We start from the raw sequence: 22,597 nt of genomic DNA on the forward strand, positions 1-22,597 counted from the left end.
TATGCTTGATGTTAAGCCCGATATCGTTTTAAAATATTTTCCTGATTTAACTGAGAAACAGATTGCTCAGTTTGCTCAACTCTTTGAATTATATAGCTTCTGGAATGCCCAGATCAATGTAATTTCGAGAAAAGATATCGAAGAACTTTACGAAAGACATGTTTTACACTCTTTGGGGATTGCTAGAGTATGTACTTTTAAACCGGGAGAAAACGTATTGGATGTAGGTACTGGAGGAGGTTTTCCAGGTATTCCTTTAGCAATTTTATTTCCAGAAACCCAGTTTCATTTGGTAGATTCTATTGGGAAGAAGATCAAAGTAGTTAAAGAAGTAGCTTCTGCATTAGGTTTAGAAAACTTAAAAGCAGATCATTTAAGAGCTGAACAGATTAAAGACAAATTTAATTTTATCGTTTCGAGAGCCGTTACACGTTTGGGCGAATTTTATCCTTGGATTCAAGGAAAATTTAAGAAAGATGCGATAAATGCCATTCCAAATGGAATTCTTTATTTAAAAGGTGGCGATTTAGATGAAGAAATTAAAGAATCAAAACTGAAAGCAGAACTTTATCCACTTTCAGCTTATTTTGAGGAGGAATTTTTTGAAACTAAATATGTGGTTTACGTGCCACAATAGTTACATGAGTGTAATATAACCTCTAATAATTTTTGATTTTGCTCCATTTCCTTGAGTAATAATTAGCTCGTATGAATAATTTCCTTCAGGTAATGGCTTTTTTGTAAAGGAATTAATTTTTCCATCCCAATCATTTTTATAATCTGAGGTAATAAAAACCTTCTCGCCACGAGTGGTATAAATTGAAATTGATTTTTTCCCTTTTTCGGTTGCTGGACTCACTAATTTTTCTCTTTCTGATCGATTCATTACAATATCTATATTATATGGTTTATTAAGATTATTGTTTTTAATATCAATTGGAGGCGGAGGGGGCAATAAAACAGTTTTTTCAAGCGTTCCTATCTTTTGATTTTCCTTGTTTGGTGGAGGTTTAGGAAAGTCTTTCAAAACTTCAATGTTTTTTCCAGAAAGCTCAATAGCACCATATTTTGCTCCGTAACCGTACTTCTTAGTAGCTTCTTCCGCACTAAGCTCTGTTTTTTTATCATAATTTGCAGCTGCGAAAAATTTATTGTTATCCTCGATTTTTTCGCCGTTGATGATTATTAATCGTTTTTCTCTTGATGTTTGTTTATTTCTTTGTGCATTAACCGATACCTCAGTTGTGAATAACTTAGAATTCTTATCTAAATTTTTCATAGTAGTGTATTTAATTTTGCTCGTGTCTTGAGTAGATTTAATATTCTTTGGGAATAAATCTACTAGACCGTAATCTTTGGTAAATGCCATGGTAGATAGGCAAAGTATCCCTCCAATGATTGGTAATGCAAATAGTAATTTGAGCCTAGCCCATTTTGCTGATTTTTTTTGATTTAACATGCTAATTCTTCTTTTTAAAATTGATGAACTAAATATTTGATTGGTGAGCGCTAAATCTTGAATTCCAGTTGAATTTTTGATCAGAAAGAGTGCATAGTCGTACTTTTCAACATCATAATTGGTTATTTCCTCATCGGCTAGATATTCGTGTATTAGCTTTACATCTTCTTTAATGAAATATGTAATGGGGTTGAACCAATTTATAATTTGGAGAATTTCGAAAAACATCACATCTACGCTATGTTTTTGTTTAATATGAACGAACTCGTGTTTAAGGATGGTGCATTTTTCAGGAAGCAAAGGATCGAGGAAGAGCAAATTGAAAAACGAAAATGCTACTTTAGATCCTTTTAAATCTATTAGTTTAACGCCATTTTCTAAAATTTTGAATTCACCTTTTTGCATCCGCATTATCTTATAAATGCTAAATATGAACTTAAATAGGAATAAGATTGCTACAGCTGAATAAATTGTAATTAATGTATTATTAAGCGTAAAAATAGATTCATTGGGAGCTTGTAACTTTGAAAATTGAACATTTAGTTGATCAATTTCTTGAATAGGAGCATAATTAATTTCTAAAACCTCAGGCTTTTTGAAATAGCTTACCTGCATAATTGGAAGTATAAAAGCCAGCAGGCTAGTTGCCAATAAGTAAAATCTGTTTACGGAATAGAATGTTTCTTTGTGCAAGAATAATCTGTAAAACCCGTAAAATAAAATCAGGTATAGGTTTGCTTCGAGTAAATAATAGAACCAATTCATCATTTATCTTTTTTAAGTTTTTCTGCCAACTGAATAATCTCATTAAGTTCTTCATTAGTCAAGCTCTTTTCCTTTACAAGAAACGAAACCAAACTTTCATAAGAGTTTTCGAAATAATTGTTCATCACCTTATCAAGCGCAAAACGCTTGTAATCAGTTTCTTTTACAATAGGGAAGTAGATGTAGGTATTCCCAATAGCCTTATGATCTACAAAACCTTTAGTCTCCAAAACCCTTATAACAGTTGATACCGTATTATAGGCAGGTTTAGGTTCATTCATCTTTTCAATTACGTCTTTAACCAAAGCTTCTCCCATGTCCCAAAGGATTAGCATAACTTGTTCTTCTGCTTTTGTTAGTTCTTTTACCATTGTAACTATTTTTGTAGTTTGCTTAATTGAAGATACGACTATTTTTATAGTTTAAAAACTATTTTTGTAGTTTAATTTTAATTATATGTAAATCAGTGAATTAAAATTAATTTAAAAATATTTGGGCATAAAAAAACCTGTCTGGATAGGACAGGTTTAATTTTAATGGAGACTTTAATTAATTTTTCATAATCATTTTGTCTTTTAATGTTTTTTGTAAGCCAGTTTGGTTATCTATGCTTTTAACCACCTCTAAAACTGCATTGGCAGCATCGCTAAAAAAGGGTTTAGTAATAGTAGAATATTCATCCGTGGCTTTGTGATAGTCTTTATGATCTTCCACACCGAAGTATAAAAATGGGATGTTTTTAGCATTAAAAGCACCTTGATCACTTTGATTGGTCCAGTCATCATGACCCAGTTTAGGATCATCATGCCCAAATAGCACTTTAATATTAGAGTTATTATTAACTACGTATTTTTTCAGATCAGGATATTTAAAGGTGCCACAAACATATAATTCAGCTTTATCACTGTGACTAATCATATCCATATTTAAATCAATAGAAATTGTGTTGATTGGAACAGGAGGGTTTGATACAAATGCTTTGGCGCCTTGCAAACCCATTTCTTCTGCATCGAAAGAGGCAAAAATAATGGTATTGTTTGGCTTATTTTTAGAAAAAAAAGCAGCGATTTTTAAAAGTCCTGCTGTACCTGAGGCATTATCATCTGCGCCGTTAAAAACTTCATCTTTAATTACGCCTAAATGATCATAATGCGCAGAAACCACAATTACATTGTTTCCCTTGCCGGGGATGTAGCCAATAATATTTGTTCCATTTACATCTGCACCTCTCGATTTAAACTTAAATTCTTGAGCATAATTAACGTTTTGAGGATAAGACTTCAACCCCAGTTTTTGAAAGCGCTCTATAATATATGCTCGTGCCATTTCTGCACCTTTTGTGCCAGTTTTTCTTCCTTGATATGCATCAGATGATAATATTTCTACATCTTTTAACAACTGCGTATCTAATTTTCCTGATACTATAGAACTTTGTTTTTTAACTGATGAACAGCAACTTAGCATGATGGCTAATGGAAGAATATAGAGGATTTTCATATTTTTTCTTTTCGTCATTGCGAGGCACGAAGCAAACTTAATGCTATGACAGGATTGCTTCGTGCCTCGCAATGACATGATATTTAAATTATGCTTAAAGATATTAATTATTGGGATATTGAAAGGAAAACATAGTTTCTTTTGCTGTAAGCGTTGTTAAACATGATGGAAATGAATTAATGGACAGCAGGGCAGAGGACCGCCAAATGTTTTAGCTTTCATTTTCTAAATAGATTGCTTCGTTATTTAAAAAAGCCTCCTATTTAATAATTTAAAAAACTACTGTTTTCGCTTTAGTCTTTAAGCTTTAACCTTTTGCCTAAGCCGCAACCTCCCTTAAATCGACAGCTACTACCCTCGAAACGCCTTGTTCTACCATAGTTACGCCATAAATAATATCCGTACTTGCGATGGTACGTTTGTTATGAGATACAATAATGAACTGCGATTGATCGGAAAATTTGCGGATTATATTGTTGAATTTATCAATATTGGTATCATCTAAAGGCGCATCAACCTCATCGAAAATACAGAAAGGCGCAGGTTTTAAAAGATATAGTGAAAATAATAGGGCAGTTGCTGTAAGGGTTTTTTCTCCCCCCGATAACTGGTTGATAGACAAGGGTCTTTTGCCTTTAGGACGAGCAATAATATCAATATCAGCTTCCAGTGGATTGTTAATATCAGAAAGAATCAAATCACAGCTGTCTTCTTCGTTAAATAACGAACGGAAAACAACAATAAAATGTTCGCGTGCCTGGGTAAAAGCCTGCATAAATTTATCTTTTGCCGTATCATCAATTTCTTTAATGGTTTGCAAAAGATCAGTTTTGGCTGCGTTGAGATCTTTTTTCTGGTTTTGAATAAAAGTATAGCGTTCTTCCATCTCTTGAAAAGCCTCCATTGCCATCGAGTTAATTGCGCCAAATTCATCTAGTTGGCGCTTCATTTTTTCTACTTTTTGGCGTAATTCGAATTCACTTTCCAATACTTCAATTTCTGTATCGCTGTCTAAAAGATCATTGATATCAATATTAAACTCCACTGCTAAACGTTCTTTTAAAGCATTTAAATCAATTTTAAGTGAATTCTTTTTATCCTTAATTTCAGTTAAAATAAAATCTGTTTCCTCCCTATTTTTGCGGATGGACGTTAGATTATTTTCAACCTCATTGATATTGCCTTTACTACTAAAATAAGTCTGTTCTGCTTCAGCTAAACCTTTTTCCATTTCCTCACGCTGTTGATACATCTCTAAAAGCGTATCGTCATTTAAATCAGTGTGCTGCAAAGTTTCAGTAATTTGCATCAACGCTTCCTGAAGCTCTTTTTCATTTTGAACTATGCGCTTATTCAGCGCTTCTTCTTGAACGAAACGGTAATCCAAATCTTTTTCTAAGCTGGATAATTTGTTTTGTTGTTGATGAAAACGAATGTTATCTTGATTGTATCTGCCAGCACTGTCGTTAACATGATCGGCAATTTCTTGGTAATTAAGCTGTTGCTCTTGTAAATTTATATGTGCCTCTTGCTGATCCTTTTGCATAGCTACAAGTGCGGGAAGTTTTTGAGATAAAGCTTTTTCAATGGATAAAATCTTCTGTGCAATATCTGCCTTTCTGTTTTCGCTAGTGGTAATAAATTCGTGGTATTGATCTCTGCGGGTTTGTACCGAAATATGTTCGTTGTTTAAACGATTTAATTCTTGTTGGAAAGTATTAATCTGATGAATTTTTGAAGCTTCTTTGAGGTTGAAAATCTGATCAGTTTCAGAAGAAATTGCTGTATTATATTGACTAATTAGGGTTTCGGAAGCTTTGATTTCTTTCGCCAGATTTTCTAAATTCTTTGCCCGACCAATTCTCTTCCCTTCAAATAAACCTACTGAACCACCTGATAAAGTGAATTTGGTTTGTGCGTATTTTCCATTTTTAGCTAAAATGGTTAGGCTTTCGGTTGGCGTTTCCTTAAACAAATGCTCTTGATCGGCAATGGCGATGTACACATTTTGCAAAAGCAAATTGCAAAGATTTTGATATTTTTTATCAACTTCGATAACCGATAACGCCGATACTAGGCCATCATAATTGCCAAGAGTTGGGTTTTTATCCGGAACATTTTCTAAAATAAAAAAGTTTGCCCGTCCACGACTTGCATCCGTTAAAAGGTTAATTGCTAGAAGTGCATCCGTATACTGATCAACAACATAATGGTTCATTACAGGTTCTAGATAATTTTCAATTGCAATGCGATAATCCTCATTGCAGAACAAAATATCAGATAGGAGTAGCGCGTTTTTTGCAAAGGCACTATTCTTTTTAAGAAAACGAATCGATTCTGGAAAGCCTTCCAAGCTATCTACAAGTGATTTTGTAAGATTATATTCGTTTTGCTTAGCATCTTTTTTACGATTTTCTGCTGTAAGCTTTTCTTTGTTAGAGCTTAAGTTTAATTCCGATTCTGCAAGCTTTTCTTTTAGAATTTCTTCGGCTTCGGTAAGTTGCTTAATGTTGCTTTGCTTCTCTCTAACTCGAATATCAAGTTCTGCCAAAGCATGATCGAACGCTTTTAATTCCAGCGTTTTTGTTTCAGTGTCATCAACATTTCTATTGGTTTCTTGTACTAGGGCATCCTTTTGAATGTTTAGGATATCGATTTCCTTTTGCGATTGATATACTTGATTTTGTAACTCATTAACTGACTTTACTAAATTATCGGCTCGATTTTTTTCTGTCTGCTGTTGTTCGCGTAAGGTATCAAGTGTAGTTTTAAGTGATTTTAGATCAGATTCTAAACGATTAAAAACTTCCGTTTCGGTTAAAACTTCTTCGTTTAAACGCTTAATATTATATTTTATGTGGTTAATCTGATTTCTATCTTTTTCCAATTCACCAGATAAACGCGCTTCCTTCTCTTGTAGAAAACGCATTTGTTCGTTCTTAACTTTCTTTTCACTTTCATAAGCACGAATTTTAGCAACAAACTCATTAGTTGCTTTTTGCTGAACAGAAAGATTTTTTTCTTGATTAATGCTTTCTAGCTTAAATTTTTGTAAGTCAGCTTCTTGTCTATCAATCTTTGTGCTCAATTCAGTTCTAGAAACCTGTTGGTTTTGTTCTTGAGTTTCAAGTGCACTTAAATCGGTACGAAAAAAAGCAATTCTGTGCGTGGCCAATTGAACGCTAAGTTCTCGATATTGTTCTTTTAGTTTATAGTAGCGTTCGGCTTTTCGAGCTTGATTTTCAAGCGTTTTTAAATTTTTCTCGATTTCGAAAAGTAAATCCTCAACGCGTTCTAAATCTGCTTCTGTATCCTTTAGTTTATTAAAAGTTTGTTTTTTGCGAAGTTTATACTTTGAAATTCCAGAAGCTTCTTCGAACAATGACCTACGACTATGTTCTTTGTTTGTGATAATCTCATCCACCATTTTCAGCTCAATAATAGAATAACTATCCGAACCTATTCCCGTGTCGAGGAATAAATCGGTAATGTCTTTTAAACGGCATTGAACATCATTTAAGCGATATTCGCTATCTCCATTTCGGTACAGTTTTCTGGTAACGGTAACCTGCGAATATTCTGTAGGAAGAATGTTTTTGGTGTTATCGAAGCTCAAAGAAACTTCGGCTAGTTGAGCTTGTTTCCTGTTTTTTGTTCCGTTGAAAATGATGTTTTCCATCTTTTCAGATCGAAGTGCTTTGGTGCTTTGTTCGCCTAAAACCCAACGCATAGCATCAATTACATTCGATTTTCCACAACCATTAGGGCCAACAATAGCCGTAACGCCCTCATTAAAATTGATGGTAACCTTGTCGCCAAAGCTCTTAAATCCTTTAATTTCTAACCGAGTAAGTTGCATGGTTTTTTAACGGGAGAACCGAACCCAATAATAAGGATTATTTTGGGGTTTTTCAAACTTGAGTTTAGAGTTAACCGTAAAGGGCGCAAAGAGATTTTAACACAGAACAAACACAGATTTCAAAGAGAATATTAAAGTTTTGTTTGCAAGGGCCTCACCCTTTTAATGGCAGAAGTATGGCAAATGTTGTAGCCTCCCTCTCCTGAAAGAGAGGGTTTAAGGCTCAGTACTTTAAACCCTCTGGTTCAACCCACAATTCTTTGTTTCCCTCTCTTCTGGGAGAGGGACTGCACAAAAGAAGATAAACCGCTACCATTGAAAGGGTGAGGCTACAACCACTGATAGGGTGAGGCCACTGCCGTTGAAAGGCTTGGGCTTTTTTTACTTCACAATCATCAGTTTCGCAAATTTTAATAACAATTGTTTGTTACCCAAACCTTGGAAAAACACAGTTGCTTTAACATCAGGCAGTGTTCCTTCTAAACTTATAATCTTCCCGAAGCCAAATTTTTCATGCTCTACTTCCATACCACCTTGAAATTCATGAGGTAAAGAAGGTGTAAAGCCGGGCGTTGGAATATGTGCTTTTGCTAATAATGTTGTTGTTTTAGGGCGAACGGCTGGTGCGGAGGTTGTACTTGCAGGTTTAGGTTTGCTGAAAAAATCACGAGGTTGAGAGGTCCAGGTTTTACGTTCATCATCAAAATTACCCTCAATAACATTACTTTTTGCAGGCTTAACATCCAACTCCAAATATTTCGGATTGATTTCGTTAATAAAACGACTTGGCTCACAGTTGGTTAGCGTGCCCCATCGGTAACGAGAGGTAGCATAGGTGATTGTTAATTTAATTTCTGCCCGAGTAATAGCAACATAAAATAAACGGCGTTCTTCCTCTAAATCCGTTCTATTGGTAAGCGACATTTGGGAAGGAAAAAGATTCTCTTCTAAACCCACAATAAACACATTTTTAAACTCCAAACCTTTAGCCGAGTGAATCGTCATTAACGAAACCGTGTCTTTGTTTTTATCGCCATCCTTGTCATCATTGGTTAAAAGGGCAACGTCCTGCATAAAAATATCCAAGCCTTTCTCTTCAATATCTTCACGTTCTGCAAACTCTTTAATACCATTTAACAACTCCTGAATGTTTTCGTAACGGCTTCGGCCTTCAACGCTATCATCAGTATATAACTCCTTTAAAATTCCAGCATGCTGAGCAATGAATAGGGCTGTATCGTAAGCATCAAGCTTCTTTGCTTCGGCTTGGAAACTCTGAATCATCATCGAGAAATCGTTCAATTGATTGGCCAAACGACCATCAACATACATATGGGCATTGGAAATTACTTCCCACATGGTTTTGTCGTGCTGATCTGCAGCAACAATAATTTTATCGATAGAAGTATCTCCAATTCCACGTTTTGGATAATTAATTACGCGTTTAATGGCCTCTTCATCTTTCGGATTGAAAGTTAAACGGAAGTAAGCAATTAAATCTTTAATCTCTTTGCGTTGATAAAAAGACTGTCCGCCATAAATTCGGTAAGGAATATTCAGCTTCCGTAAACCTTCCTCCATGGCTCTACTTTGCGCATTTGTACGATACAAAATGGCAAAATCGCTGTGCTGATAACCCTTCGTACTACGTTCTTGAATAATGGCTTCGGCAACTAATTTACCTTCTTCGTTATCGGTAAAAGCTCTAGAAACCTTAATCCGATCGCCTTCAGCATTTTCAGAAAATACATTTTTTTCCAGCTGATTTTTATTGTTGGCGATGATACTACTTGCAGCATCAACTATATTTTGTGTAGAGCGATAGTTCTGCTCCAGTTTGTAAACTTTTAAGTCTGGATAATCGCGTTCAAAATTCAAAATGTTCTGAATATTGGCACCACGGAAAGCATAAATACTTTGTGCATCATCACCCACAACGCAGATATTCTGATAGGCAGCAGCTAATTTTTTCACAATAGTATATTGCGAAAAATTGGTATCCTGATACTCATCTACCATTAAGTATTTAAATTTTTGCTGGTATTTATTCAGAACGTCAGGATGTTCTTTTAATAAAATATTGGTTTTAAAAAGCAAGTCATCAAAATCCATTGCCCCAGTTCTGAAACAGCGTTTTGCATAGGTTTCGTAAATCTGCCCAATTAATGGACGCTTATTTTGATTGTCTTCAGATTGAATCTGATCATTTGCTTGATATTCGCCCCAAGAAATTAGGTTGTTTTTTGCGCTAGAGATTCTATTGAAAACAAAATTGGCTGCATATAATTTATCATCCAGTTGCATTTCTTTCAAAATGGCACGGATCACACTTTTGCTATCGTCCGTATCGTAAATGGTAAAGTTGCTCGGATAACCAATTTTTTCTGCCTCAACTCGCAAAATTTTTGCAAAAACAGAGTGGAAAGTACCCATCCAAATATTTTTCGCTTCAGCACCTACAACCTTGCCAATCCGCTCACGCATATCTTTACTCGCTTTGTTGGTAAAAGTTAAAACTAGAATATTAAAGGGGTCGGTTCCCGTTTGAATCAGGTGTGCAACGCGATAGGTAATTACTCGGGTTTTGCCCGAACCAGCACCCGCAACAATCATTACCGGTCCTTTAGTGTTCTCTACTGCTGCTCTTTGTTGTGGGTTTAATCCTTCTAAATAATCCAAATCGGCTCCTGTTTTTTTGAGGCTCAAAAATAAGAATTCCTTAAGGCTTTTGCGAAAAATGTTAGTAAATAGTTATTGCATTTAATTGTGTAGTTTCATTTTTAGGGAAAGCTAAACCTGTATTTTATAGGAATGTTAGTCCTTTGCTTTGCTAAACCCGAAGAAATCCCGATAGCTATCGGGAACGGGGTACCGCTTCGCCAAGGTTTAGATAAATTAAGTTTGTACCACTATTGAGGGTTAAAACCCATTAGCGAATAATTATAATAAAAAGGAATTTAAGAAAATGTAAAGCTAATTCTTAAACTGTCGTAATGCTAAGAGGTCAATTTTCCTTAAAGCATATAAATTAAGAGATGATAAGCGTTAAGTTTTATGTGTTAGTAATCTAACTATCAAAATGATACTATTTGTAATGATAGGCGAGAAATCGACTAAGGGTTGCGTTTAGCTTCACCACCTCGTCATTGCGAGGCACGAAGCAATCTTACTACGATGGGTAGCCTAGCAAGCGTTTTAAGATTGCTTCGTGCCTCGCAATGACGACCGTTCGTGTATGTGGTTTTAGAAAATTAAGTATCAATGCTTTTCAAATATTGTCATTAGTAACTTACAGATGTAAATGGGTACAAGTTGTTTCAGAATCTTTTGAGCCATCAAAAATTTTCAGTTTTCCTCCACCAAACCTTATATTTATGCCAAAATTACATACCGCTCATTTAGGAATAGAATTTGATATGTTTTTGCCATGGAAGATAATAATATTGAATTTACTGATATTCCTGAGGGAGCAAGTACAGATATTTACGCTAATTTAAAAGAGAAGTTAGAAACCGTGGAGAAATTTCCGGGCATTTATAATTTCAAGTTTATTATAACAGGAGGGATTGATAAAGTACAAGAATTACGCAAGATTTTACCAGATGATAAATTTATAGAGCAACCATCTAAAACGGGTAAATATGTATCCATTACCGTTAAAAAGGAAATGCAAAATGCTGATGAAGTAATTGCGGTTTATAAGCAAGTTGCTACCATTAAAGGTATTATGATGCTTTAGTTTTTTTGATGGACTTGATTTAAATATTTCATATAAAAAATACCATATAAGAAGTTTAGTTTAAGAACCAGCTTACATGAACTTATATTTCTTATATGGTAAAAAAACTCCTAATGTTGTTGGTAGATTTTTGCAAGTTGATCGATGGGTTCATAAACTCAATGTTGCAAGCTTCCCAGCACAATTACATCCAATCTTCGTTGCCACTCTCTATCTGATAGAGCCAATAATTTACCAGTTGCTTAATCTCAGTATAATTTCCATATTTAAAATGGATTTGCCCAGCTGCAGTATGTAAACTTAAGTGGCCAACATCAACGCCTTTGTGCCAAGGGTATTGAAAAGTGGTAATTGCCTGGATTTTACTTGGTGCTACAATCTCATTTGAAAGATCCCAGATTCCACTTTTCTTAATAATAAACTCTTGATTAACCGTTAATCGATGTCTCCGATAGCTTATATAAATCATTAAAATTCCAATGCATAAATAAACTCCTGTAATAAATATATAGGGTTTAATCTGAGGAATATTAAAGGCTAAAATCAAGAAAATAATAACCGGAAGCACCATTTTAAAGAAAATTGGTAAATTCAAAAATCGCCAATCGGGGATAAATGTTTTTCCAATGGGAGGGACTTTTCCTAAAATCATTTTTAATAATTCGTCTCGTTCTAAAGGATTACACCCAGGAATTTCTAAGGTATTTCCCTGCATTTCGTGCCCTTTTTTGTTTTTGCCAAAATGAGCCTGTCGCAAACTCATATTTAACATATTCATTTTCTTTTGGAAATAATTCTGACTGTATTTTGTAATCTGAACTTTATTTGGGCTTACTAAAGTATTTTTCTTTGCAATCAATCCCGAAGAAATCAATAAGGAATGTTGGTGCCGACTAATCTCTAGTTCAAAGTATTTATAAAAAGTCCTAACCAAGTTAATAACCAGCAAAACAATTAATAATGCCACAACCAGAATGGCCACCGAAACTAAGGTTACCATGCCTTTTACAGTGTTTTGAATTTGGTTTTTGTCTACTTCGAAAGCATCTAACAGCTGTCTTCCCTCATAAATTACAGTGTAAAAGAAGGCTGCTAAAAGTGCCAAACTTTGACCGTAGTTGGAAGTCAATCCAACTTTAAATAGAGTTCCGGCACTTATTTTTAAAAATGGAGTTTCCTCACTTATTGCATTATTTACAACAAACTCTGGTTTTTCGGCAAGAATATTTGCTCTGCTTAATAAATGCTCTTTTAAGTTATATGCTGATGTTTCATCTATAGCCTTAATACTAACTTCATCTCCATGAGCACCTGCAGTATCGATCTTTAGTCCATAAACACCAATTATTTTTTGAAGAATATTCTGGTTAATATTTACCTGCTGAATTTTATCCAATTGAATGGTTACTTGATCTCGACTAAAAATGCCTTTATTGACTATAAATTCTTGTTTTTCCTTATCCAGAAAGAAAGTGAACTTTAGGTACCACAAATAGGCGAAAAGAAAACTTATTAAGGTGATTGCAACTATACCTAATATAAGGTAGACAAAGTAAGTGCTTTGCATTTTTACAAAGGCAAGTACAAAAAGAAAAATCGTTGCTTTAATTAATTTAAACGTGGTGTGGGCACCCATTACGATAATTCCGTAAGCAGATTGGCGCTGTGGTTTGCTAAAATCGCTATTCATGACCTTCAATTTCAGCAGTTTGATTTTCAATTATATCAAGTTTTTTCAATAACAAATCACGGATACCTTGTGCAACATCAATTGGAATTCCGGCGATATGTAAATGCCCGGTTTGCCCACCAGCAGTAAAAATCTGCAACGAGCCGAGATTATAAATTCTTGAAAAAATACCTTCATTTAATTCAATATGCTGAATCCGATTTAGAGGCACGATAGTAGTTGTTTCTGCAATGATGCCACTTTTGTAAATTACATCATGCGCTCTTACTGCATACCCACGCTTTTTAAAACTTGCCCTAAAAAGGAGGAATAAAATTAAAGTTAGAGCTAAGTAGACTCCAATAATAAGAAATGCCTGTGCTCTAATTTCTTCAACAAAACATATTAAGATTATTGCTCCAATGCCTATTATTCCAAAAAAAATAAGCAAGTTAATACAAATGATTTTCCAATAATCAGCATGTGGTTTTTGAAGTTGAATATCCTCAAACTTAGGGAGTGAATCTAAATCGACAATTTCATTGGTGAAGGATTGCATTTGTTTACGGGTTTTGGATAAAGATATAAAACATATTAATCCACTATGTGACTAATATTGAAATCTTTTGTTACCTCGCTACAATGAATTTTTTAGCGGCAGAGTACTGGCCCGAATCTGAAGATACTTTAAAGAAATAAATTCCTGGTACAAAAGTCGTGGTGTTAATTTCCAGTGTGTGTTTGCCGGTATTTAAATATTCGTTAACCACAGTTTTAACCAATCGGCCCATTAAATCGAAAATCTGAATATTAATTTTATCTGTTTCTGGTAACACAATATCAATATAAGTTTGTGTAGAAGCTGGGTTTGGATAGTTTTGGGTAACTACAAACTTTAAAAACTTATCAAATATCGCCTTGTTAATTGCATCAAAAATTACATAACTTACTAACCTATAACCTCGTGCATTTGGGTGAAAAGCATCTTGATAAAGCGAAAAATCGCGACGCATCGCGGCGTTTACATCAGCAAGATAAATTTTGTATTCGGTAGCAAGTTTTCTATAAATTGTATTTATTGCTCTAATATTAGTATTAACAGGAACTAAGTTTGCGGTAGTTCTATCATCCACATTTTGAAGAGTGCAAAGTATTGGAACAAGTTTTTGCCTAAGACTCGTTTCAATAATTACTCGCATATTCGATTCGGTATTTGCTACCGTCTGCTTTTTATCTCTAATTGCAACGGCATCATTAATCCCCATATCAATTACAATAAAGCCTGTTCGATCTCTAATTGCATTATCAATCCGAAGTAAACCTTGAAAAGTGGTTTGGCCGCCAATACCATGATTAGTAATGTCTACAACTTTATTGGCATAACAGTTTTGGAAATTGCTCAATAACATCGGTTGGAAACCCACACCGCCAACACCTTCTACAGTACTGGCACCAAAAGTTACAATGTTAATACTGTCTTTAGCATAGAATTGTGCTGCTTCTGGGCAACTTACACGAGTTGAATTTTGAGCAGATGCAAAATCAACAAAACCAAAACATAAAAGCAACAGCAAAAAAGGGTGTACTATTGCACTTAATTTCATCACTAAAGTTCTTTCAGACAGGATTTAAGGATATCTTATAAAAGTCGCAATTTACTAAAAATTAGATTGAACTTCCTAGTCAGTTTTTCTTTTTTAATTCCTTTATAGCAATTTTAAAGCAATCTTTTATTTCAACCCAATAGTTCGGTAAGTTTTGGTTCTAAAACGTGATGCGAGCAAATTTTTTATGATTTTCTGCACTTCTTCTACCAATTAATTTATTAATTAATAGAATATTTATTTCAATCTACCTTTTAGCCTTAATTTTATGGCGTTTATTTGGTAAAGCCTATATTTGCCCAAATTTATTTTGTTATGCAAGAGATTAAAAATTATGTAGAAACACACAAACAACGTTTTTTAGATGAGTTGTTTGAGTTATTACGTTTTCCATCGGTAAGTGCCGACCCAAAATATAAAGCTGATGTGCTAAAAACGGCTGATTATGTTGCGCAGAAATTAAAAGATGCTGGCGCAGATAAAGTTGAAATATGCTCAACGGCTGGTTATCCGATTGTTTATGGCGAAAAAATTGTTGATGCTTCTTTGCCAACAGTATTAATTTATGGCCATTACGATGTTCAGCCTGCAGATCCTTTAGAACTTTGGAAAACCCCACCTTTCGAGCCAACCGTTCGCGATGGTAAAATTTATGCTCGTGGCGCTTGTGATGATAAAGGACAGTTCTACATGCATGTTAAAGCATTCGAATTAATGATGGAAACCAATACTTTGGCTTGCAATGTTAAGTTTATGATCGAAGGCGAGGAGGAAGTAGGCTCTGCAAATCTTGGTATTTTTGTAAAAGCAAATGCAGAGCGTTTAAAAGCTGATGTGGTTTTAATTTCTGATACTTCAATGATCAGCATGGAACACCCATCTATAGAAACGGGTTTACGTGGCTTAGCCTATATGGAAGTAGAAGTTGTTGGTCCGAACCGCGATTTACACTCTGGTGTTTATGGTGGTGCAGTGGCTAATCCGGCTACTATTCTTTGCAAAATGATTGCTTCCTTGCATGATGAAAATAACCACATTACCATTCCTGCTTTTTACGATAAGGTTATCGAATTAACTGATGAAGAGAAAAAAGCCTTAAACTCTGCTCCTTACGATGAGGCAGAATACACAAAGGATTTAGATATTGAAGAAGTTTGGGGTGAAAAAGGTTATTCGACTTTAGAGCGTACCGGAACTCGCCCAACTTTAGAGGTTAATGGAATTTGGAGCGGTTATATTGGTGAAGGTGCTAAAACGGTATTGCCAAGTAAAGCAAATGCTAAAATTTCAATGCGTTTGGTGCCGAGTCAAAGCTCAGAGGAAATTGCAGAAATTTTTACCAAACACTTCGAAAGTATTGCACCTAAAAACGTTAAGGTTAAAGTTACAGCTCATCATGGTGGCGAGCCGGTGGTAACGCCAACAGATAGTATTGCTTACCAAGCTGCGGAAAAAGCAATTGAAGATAGTTTTGGTAAAAAAGCCATTCCAACTCGTGGTGGTGGTAGTATTCCAATTGTTGCCCTATTTGAAGATGTTTTGGGTATTAAATCTGTGCTCTTCGGTTTCGGTTTAGATAGCGATGCACTGCACTCTCCGAATGAGAAATACGATATCTTCAACTATTATAAAGGCATAGAAACTTTGCCATTATTCCACAAATATTTTGCAGAATTGAGTAAATAGTATTCTATAAAAGATTCATTTATCCCTGTTTAGTTTTTTTCTAGACAGGGATTTTTTTTGAAAATGAACGTTTAGTTTTTCATTGGTGCTGTAGTCCCGCCGTTCGCTTTACTTCGCTGTTAACCGCAAGGGTTAACGCTATGTGTTCGCTACTGTCTGGTTTATTAACTAAGGTTTGTTTTCCATTTGATAAGCCTGTTCCTGCAAAGTTCGTAATTAATAGCCTATTAAACCTCAATTTGCTTAAAATGGTATGGCTATTTGCAAGCTTAAATAATTTTCCTCACTGCGCCACCTAAACCCGACCGAAGTGTAAAATCCTTTTCTGGTTTTTTTTATCAGAAAAGATTTGGAACGGGGGCGGGACTGCATCAACCGAAAAGTGCTTGAATTGCTTTCCAAAAAAAGAAAATCAAATCATTTCAGTTTTTTAACCACAGATTTTTTTATAAATTGTACCCATGAAATACCTATTCTCATCTCTTTTACTTTTAGCTGGTCTTGCTTCTCTTGCTCAAGATAGTAAAACGATTAAGCAGTCTGGAAACCCAATTTTTAAAGGTTGGTACGCCGATCCTGATGTAGCAATTTTTAACAACAAATACTGGGTTTATCCTACATACTCTGCAAAATATAAAGAGCAGGTATTTTTGGATGCCTTTTCATCAGATGATCTCGTGACTTGGAAAAAACACGAACACATTGTAGATACTTCAGCAATTAAATGGGCTAACAAAGCCATGTGGGCGCCAGCAATTGTTAAAAAAGATAAAAAATACTATCTGTTTTTTGGAGCGAACGATATTCAAAGCGATAATGAAATTGGCGGAATTGGTGTAGCTGTAGCCGATAAACCTGAAGGGCCGTACAAAGATCATTTAGGAAAGCCTTTGGTAGATAAATTTCATAACGGTGCACAACCAATCGATCAGTTTGTTTTTAAGGATAAGGATGGCCAATATTATTTAATTTACGGTGGTTGGAGACATTGCAACATCGCTAAGTTGAATAAGGATTTTACTGGTTTTCTTCCTTTTGAAGATGGAACAATTTTTAAAGAAATTACTCCAGATAATTACGTTGAAGGACCATATATGTTTATTAGAAACGGTAAATATTATTTTATGTGGAGCGAGGGTGGCTGGACAGGACCAGATTATTCTGTGGCTTATGCAGTTAGCGATTCGCCTTTCGGGCCATTTAAAAGGGTTGGGAAAATATTAAAACAAGATGCTTCAATTGCAACAGGAGCAGGGCATCATTCGGTAATTATCAACGAGAAAAAAGGAGCTTATTATATTGTTTATCACCGTCGCCCTTTAACAGAAACTGATGGAAATCATCGGGTTACCTGCATTGATGAAATGAAATTTGATACAGAAGGAAATATTCTTCCTGTAAAAATTACAAACGAGGGTGTTAAAGCTCAAAAGGTAAAATAGTTCAGCTTCAGCTGGAAATTATATTAATTTCCAGCTGAAGTTAATTTGTCTCCAAAGCAAATTTAACTTGCTTCTTGTTCAATATGCTAAATCCCCAAGCACACAATAGAAGCATAAGTGCAAGCCCCATCCAAAGCGTATTATAGCCTAAATTTTTGGCAATAAAAAAGCCAGCCAATGGTCCAATTAACTGTGCGCAAGACCAGCTTAAAGTGTATCCTGCTGCGTACAGGCCTCTATTATGCTCGTTACTTCTGTTAATTACAATAGTGTTTATAAAAGGTAAAGCAAACATTTCGCCACCGGTAAAAACAACAATAGTAATTATTGCCATGGCAATGTGAAAGCTAAATGGTGCACTGAGCATAATGTATGAAGTAGCGAAAAAGACTGCTCCAATTATAATGAAAAACATAGGAGATCGTTTAGCTTCAATTTTATTGATCATAATCATTTCAAAAAGAGCAATTACGAGTCCATTTAAACCAATTATTAAGCCTATTGCAAATTCATCTATGTGCCATTGTTCTTTAAAAAAAACAGGTACAATTCTAAACATTAAAAATGCACAGGTAATAAAAACCGTTGTTAATAATATAAACTGCATATAAAATGCATCTTGCCAAGGTTTCATAATCATCATTTTACTTGCATTTTCCTTAGCCTGTTTCATAAAATCCTTCACCTTCGGTAAGAAAGATAAAATTAAAATTCCAACAATAATGCTTACGCCACCTTCTACAATAAAGAGAAGTTTGTAATTAATTGATGCAATAATTCCAGCTAAACTAATCCCGACAGACCACCCAATGTTTACAGCAAGTCTGTTTAGGGAGTAAGATCTTGTTATGGTTCCTTCTTGAGCATAATGAGCAACGGCGGTAAAATTAGCCGGACGAAAAGCTTCAGAAAAGAAGCTAATGACTACAGCTAAAACACATAACGTTGAAAAATGTGTAATGGTAGAAAATAAAATGAAAAGCAAGCCACCAATAATAGATGATAAAATTTGAACGGGTCTAAAACCAATCATATCAGTTAGTTTGCCACCCATTGCTGATCCCATTATGGAACCCACACCAAATAAAGTGATAATTAAACCCGCATCCATTTCTGTTTTGTGCAAACTTTGAGTAACGTAAAGCCCCATAAACGGCACCGCCATACTTCCACATCTATTAAACATCATTACAATACTTAAAAGCCAAGTTTCTCTGCTTAGGCTACTAAAAGAAGTTTTATAGGTGTTTAATATAAGTTGGAACATGTTTTGGTTTCGAGAAGCAAAAATAGAAATTTATCACCTATACTGGAGCGGTATTTTTGCTTAGAATTGGATTAATGCTTAATTTTTTCTGCGTTGCAACGCACTGATTTGTTTCAAAAACGCTTGTGGAAATATCAAGATGAAGGTAACTTGTGCGCTGAAATTCCCTTAATACTAAATCAATTATTTGCCAGTAATAAATTTACGGTGTTCTAACCCCCAGTCTGTAAGGTTATTGATGATTTTTTTTAATGTCATACCATATTCCGTTAATTGATATTGAACTGATATAGGCTGAGTTTCTAAAACCGTTCGATTGATCAACTTATTGAGCTCCAATTCTTTTAACTCTTTACTCAACATTTTATTCGATATTCCATCTACATCATTTAAAATGTCAGAAAATCTTCTTTTACTATAATAGCAGATAGATGAAATGATGGATATTTTCCATTTTCCGCTTAGCACATCCATCGCATCGTGGACAGCCATGATTTCTTTTTTGTGCCCTAATTGGCATTCATTTTCAGTCATAAGTTACTTTGTTACCCGAAAGTTACTGTTACTTTTCGTTACAAAGTAACTTAAATAAATTGATTCACCCTAACTTTACGGCTTAAACAATTAAAAAAATCATGGACTTTACAGATAAAAACGTCGTTATTACAGGAGGAACTACCGGAATTGGATTGGCAACAGCCAAAGCATTTGTTAATGCTGGTGCAAACGTTTGGATAACCGGTAGAAATGCCAACAATCTCCAAAAGGCATTTGCAGAAATAGACAACCCAAAATTAAACACGGTAGTATCAGATACTTCGAAGCTTTCGGAGATTTCAATCCTTGAAAAAGTAATTCAAGATAGCGGGAAAAAAATAGATGTTCTTTTCCTAAACGCGGGAATTGCGACATTTGAGCCCATAGAAAAAGTAACTGAGGAAAATTTTGATGCACAATTTAATACCAATGTTAAGGGGCATTTCTTCACACTGCAAAAATTACTTCCTCACTTGGCCGACGGAGCTGCGGTAATTTTCACTTCATCAACGGTTGCCACAGCTGCAAATTTGGGTGCTAGCGTATATTCTGCAACTAAAGGGGCCGTAAATAAAATTGCCCAAATTGCCGCTAACGAACTGGCAGGAAGAAAAATCCGAGTAAATATCGTTAGTCCAGGCCCAGTTTTAACCCCAGATTTGGAAAACGCAGTGCCAGCAGAAGCTAAAGAGTTTTTGGCTTCTGCTACAGCTTTACAAAGGTTAGGTGATCCTGCTGAGATTGCAAAAACAGTATTGTTTTTAGCTTCTGATGCTGCAAGTTTTATTACAGGAACAGAAATTGTTGCAGATGGTGGTTATCTCAATTTTGCGTTAAAATAATCTGCCTTTTTTAAACTTATTTGAAAGCGGCAAATGCCGCTTTTTTTGTTTTTATTAATTAATCAATGCTAGTTTTTTACTGAATGATTGAGTCTTGTTTAAAGATATAATGTCGGAGAACATTTCTTTGTCTTTAATGTTTATTGGGGTATTCACTATCTTTATCCGATAAATAAACAGCTATGAAATCATTTTTAGGAATGGGCCTTTTGGGTTCGAATTTTGTTAAGGCGATGCTTCGTAAAGGGGAACAGGTGCAGGTTTGGAACAGAACTGCATCGAAAGCGGAAGCGCTTGTGCATGATGGCGCAATCGCCTTTGCCAATGTAGCCGATGCGGTTAAGGGCGCAGATATTGTCCATCTTACGCTTAAAGATGATGCTACAGTTAATGAGGTATTGGAAGCCGCCAGTAGCGGTTTTTCGCCGGGAACAATTATTATAGATCACACTACAACTTCGGCTGAGGGTGCTGTTGAAAGAACTGCAACTTGGAAATCAAGGGGATTTATTTACCTACATGCGCCTGTATTTATGGGGCCACCAAACGCACTGGAAAGTTCTGGGAGTATGCTGGTATCTGGTGATCAAGAGGTAATCGCGAAGGTTGAACCAGAACTGTCGAAGATGACGGGAAAGCTCCTCAATTTTGGTTCGGAAGAAGGAAAGGCAGCTGGGATAAAATTGATTGGTAATTTATTTTTAATATCAATGACCGCCGGACTTTCTGATGCACTTGCACTTTCGAAAGCTTTAAGTATTGATTCAGCAGATATTGCTACACTTTTTGCTTCTTGGAATCCTGGAGCTGGAGCACCAGCCAGACTTGATAAGCTAAGAGCAGGGGATTTCAGCAAGCCCTCATGGGAGCTGGACATGGCAAGAAAGGATGCAGGTTTGATGATGAGTGCAGCAAACAAAAGTGATGTGAAACTTACAGTTTTGCCAGCAGTTGTCGCAGAAATGGATGCTTGGATAGAAAAAGGTCATGGCTCGGATGATTGGAGTGTGATTGCAAAAGATAATGTTTAGTTTAATTAACAGAACAAACATTGAAGATTTATCTATTTTAAACTTGATAAAACATTTTTGGGATATCGACGTTTAATAATTGAGAGCGTTAATTTAGATGAGCGGGAAGAGCCTTTGGTTTTTCCCGCTTTCTTTTTTAATTTATTGTCGGTTGGTTATAGTATCGCAAAAGAATAAAGTACTTCCTCTTAGAAAAAGCAAAGAGCATTCAATTAAGGCAAATTTTTTATTTCCCTACATTTTTCCTCAACTTAGCAGGATCAAATAAGCTATGCCACCAGAGAAAAGAAAGCCTGTTATTCGAAAAACTCCAATCCGAAAACCATCTACGCGTAAAAAGAAGTCGAAGCCTTTTCCGATAAAATGGAAAATTGCAATTGCCGGCTTGTTGTTAATTCTGCTTTCTCCTTTTTATTATGGTTACATTTTGAAAGGTTTTGTTGGAACGTGGCGATGGGTAAAGGATTGGGGGCAAGACCCAAACTATAGAACATACGAGAGCTTTAATATTAAAATTCCAAAACAATATGACATTCATGGAATCGATGTATCTTATTATCAAGGCAAAATAAACTGGCAAAAGGTGAAGGAGATGAAAGAAGACGAAGTAAAGATTAGTTTTGCTTTTATAAAAGCTACTGAAGGTATTTTGCAGGTAGACCCTTACTTTCAACGAAACTGGAGAGAGGCGCCCAAAGCTGGAATAATTTGTGGAGCATATCATTTTTTCAGACCAAAGCGTGATGGGAAAACACAGGCCAAGTTTTTTCTCCAAGTTGTAAATATTGAAAAGGGAGATTTGCCTCCAGTTGTGGATATTGAAACGCTTGATGGGGTTTCGCCATTAAGAATGAGACTCGAACTTTCAGATTTTTTGACTTATGTTGAAATGAAGACGAAAGTGAGGCCAATTATTTATACTGGTTTGAAGTTTTATGAAGATAATCTTCAAGGAAAACTTGATGAATATCCCTTCTGGATCGCACATTATTACCAACCAAAACTGCGCTTAGATAAAAGCCGGTGGAAGTTTTGGCAACATTCTGACAAAGCTAAAATTAACGGGATTGGCCATATCGTCGATTTTAATGCTTTTAATGGAGATAGTACTGCGCTTGCAGAAATGCTTGTAAAATAGTTCATTGGTTTATTGGTCATTGGTTCATTTGTAATTATTCAAATCGCATTAAATAAATCCAT

Annotated in this window: 17 protein-coding genes; 7 read left to right on the forward strand and 10 right to left on the reverse strand. The window is 35.3% G+C overall.

The genetic code is table 11. The features are described from left to right. Position 1: 1 nt before the first annotated feature. Positions 2-637 (forward strand): 16S rRNA (guanine(527)-N(7))-methyltransferase RsmG, encoded by a 636-nt coding sequence (gene rsmG, locus H7U22_RS13825; protein WP_187071944.1) that lies wholly within the window; start codon positions 2-4, stop codon positions 635-637. Here the strand turns inward: rsmG and H7U22_RS13830 are convergent, their stop codons facing one another. The 5 genes from H7U22_RS13830 to H7U22_RS13850 all read right to left on the reverse strand — a co-directional run bounded on the left by H7U22_RS13830 (position 638) and on the right by H7U22_RS13850 (position 10,259). After that, the gene (locus H7U22_RS13830; RefSeq protein ID WP_187071945.1) at positions 638-2,227 is read right to left on the reverse strand and encodes a M56 family metallopeptidase; all 1,590 of its coding nucleotides are present in this window, start codon (positions 2,225-2,227) and stop codon (positions 638-640) included. Continuing rightward, positions 2,224-2,595: a BlaI/MecI/CopY family transcriptional regulator gene (locus H7U22_RS13835; protein ID WP_187071946.1), complete on the reverse strand. Its 372-nt coding sequence runs from the start codon at positions 2,593-2,595 to the stop codon at positions 2,224-2,226. Before H7U22_RS13835 ends, H7U22_RS13830 begins: the two co-directional genes overlap by 4 nt. 178 nt (positions 2,596-2,773) lie before the next feature. Then, a complete protein-coding gene (locus tag H7U22_RS13840; protein ID WP_187071947.1) occupies positions 2,774-3,721 on the reverse strand; it encodes a M28 family peptidase in 948 nt (315 codons plus the stop codon). Between the two features lie 319 nt (positions 3,722-4,040). Further along, a complete protein-coding gene (gene smc, locus H7U22_RS13845) occupies positions 4,041-7,580 on the reverse strand; it encodes a chromosome segregation protein SMC (protein ID WP_187071948.1) in 3,540 nt (1,179 codons plus the stop codon). A 381-nt stretch (positions 7,581-7,961) separates the two neighbouring features. After that, positions 7,962-10,259: an ATP-dependent helicase gene (locus H7U22_RS13850; RefSeq protein WP_187071991.1), complete on the reverse strand. Its 2,298-nt coding sequence runs from the start codon at positions 10,257-10,259 to the stop codon at positions 7,962-7,964. 748 nt (positions 10,260-11,007) lie between these two features. Between H7U22_RS13850 and H7U22_RS13855 the strand changes: the two genes are divergently transcribed. Continuing rightward, positions 11,008-11,319, forward strand: coding sequence for a DUF493 family protein (locus H7U22_RS13855; protein WP_187071949.1), 312 nt, complete (start codon positions 11,008-11,010; stop codon positions 11,317-11,319). Positions 11,320-11,503: 184 nt separating this feature from the next. On the opposite strand, the gene H7U22_RS13860 is transcribed toward H7U22_RS13855, so the two are convergent. From H7U22_RS13860 to H7U22_RS13870, 3 genes are all read right to left on the reverse strand, one after another. Next, a complete protein-coding gene (locus H7U22_RS13860; RefSeq protein WP_187071950.1) occupies positions 11,504-13,009 on the reverse strand; it encodes a PH domain-containing protein in 1,506 nt (501 codons plus the stop codon). Further along, entirely contained in the window at positions 13,002-13,547 is a 546-nt protein-coding gene (locus tag H7U22_RS13865) for a PH domain-containing protein (protein WP_187071951.1), read from the reverse strand. The genes H7U22_RS13860 and H7U22_RS13865 overlap by 8 nt, the downstream gene beginning before the upstream one ends. A gap of 70 nt (positions 13,548-13,617) precedes the next feature. After that, entirely contained in the window at positions 13,618-14,592 is a 975-nt protein-coding gene (locus H7U22_RS13870) for an SGNH/GDSL hydrolase family protein (protein WP_187071952.1), read from the reverse strand. Between the two features lie 315 nt (positions 14,593-14,907). Between H7U22_RS13870 and H7U22_RS13875 the strand changes: the two genes are divergently transcribed. Continuing rightward, positions 14,908-16,278, forward strand: a complete 1,371-nt coding sequence (locus H7U22_RS13875) for a dipeptidase (protein WP_187071953.1) — start codon at positions 14,908-14,910, stop codon at positions 16,276-16,278. Positions 16,279-16,739: 461 nt separating this feature from the next. Then, positions 16,740-17,720 carry a glycoside hydrolase family 43 protein gene (locus H7U22_RS13880; RefSeq protein WP_187071954.1) on the forward strand — a complete coding sequence of 327 codons (981 nt, stop codon included), beginning with the start codon at positions 16,740-16,742 and terminating at the stop codon, positions 17,718-17,720. Between the two features lie 40 nt (positions 17,721-17,760). On the opposite strand, the gene H7U22_RS13885 is transcribed toward H7U22_RS13880, so the two are convergent. Together H7U22_RS13885 and H7U22_RS13890 are read right to left on the reverse strand one after the other, a co-directional pair. Then, positions 17,761-18,987 (reverse strand): MFS transporter, encoded by a 1,227-nt coding sequence (locus tag H7U22_RS13885; RefSeq protein WP_187071955.1) that lies wholly within the window; start codon positions 18,985-18,987, stop codon positions 17,761-17,763. Between the two features lie 183 nt (positions 18,988-19,170). Continuing rightward, complete coding sequence (locus tag H7U22_RS13890; RefSeq protein ID WP_187071956.1) at positions 19,171-19,521, reverse strand: winged helix-turn-helix transcriptional regulator; 351 nt, start codon at positions 19,519-19,521, stop codon at positions 19,171-19,173. Between the two features lie 101 nt (positions 19,522-19,622). On the opposite strand from H7U22_RS13890, the gene H7U22_RS13895 reads away from it, so the two are divergent. From H7U22_RS13895 to H7U22_RS13905, 3 genes are all read left to right on the forward strand, one after another. After that, positions 19,623-20,366 (forward strand): SDR family oxidoreductase, encoded by a 744-nt coding sequence (locus H7U22_RS13895; protein WP_187071957.1) that lies wholly within the window; start codon positions 19,623-19,625, stop codon positions 20,364-20,366. A gap of 182 nt (positions 20,367-20,548) precedes the next feature. Beyond that, complete coding sequence (locus H7U22_RS13900) at positions 20,549-21,397, forward strand: NAD(P)-dependent oxidoreductase (protein WP_187071958.1); 849 nt, start codon at positions 20,549-20,551, stop codon at positions 21,395-21,397. Between the two features lie 271 nt (positions 21,398-21,668). Then, the gene (locus H7U22_RS13905) at positions 21,669-22,535 is read left to right on the forward strand and encodes a glycoside hydrolase family 25 protein (protein WP_187071959.1); all 867 of its coding nucleotides are present in this window, start codon (positions 21,669-21,671) and stop codon (positions 22,533-22,535) included. Positions 22,536-22,597: the final 62 nt, after the last annotated feature.

It is taken from the genome of Pedobacter fastidiosus, assembly GCF_014306625.1.
Classification (GTDB): Bacteria; Bacteroidota; Bacteroidia; order Sphingobacteriales; family Sphingobacteriaceae; genus Pedobacter; species Pedobacter fastidiosus.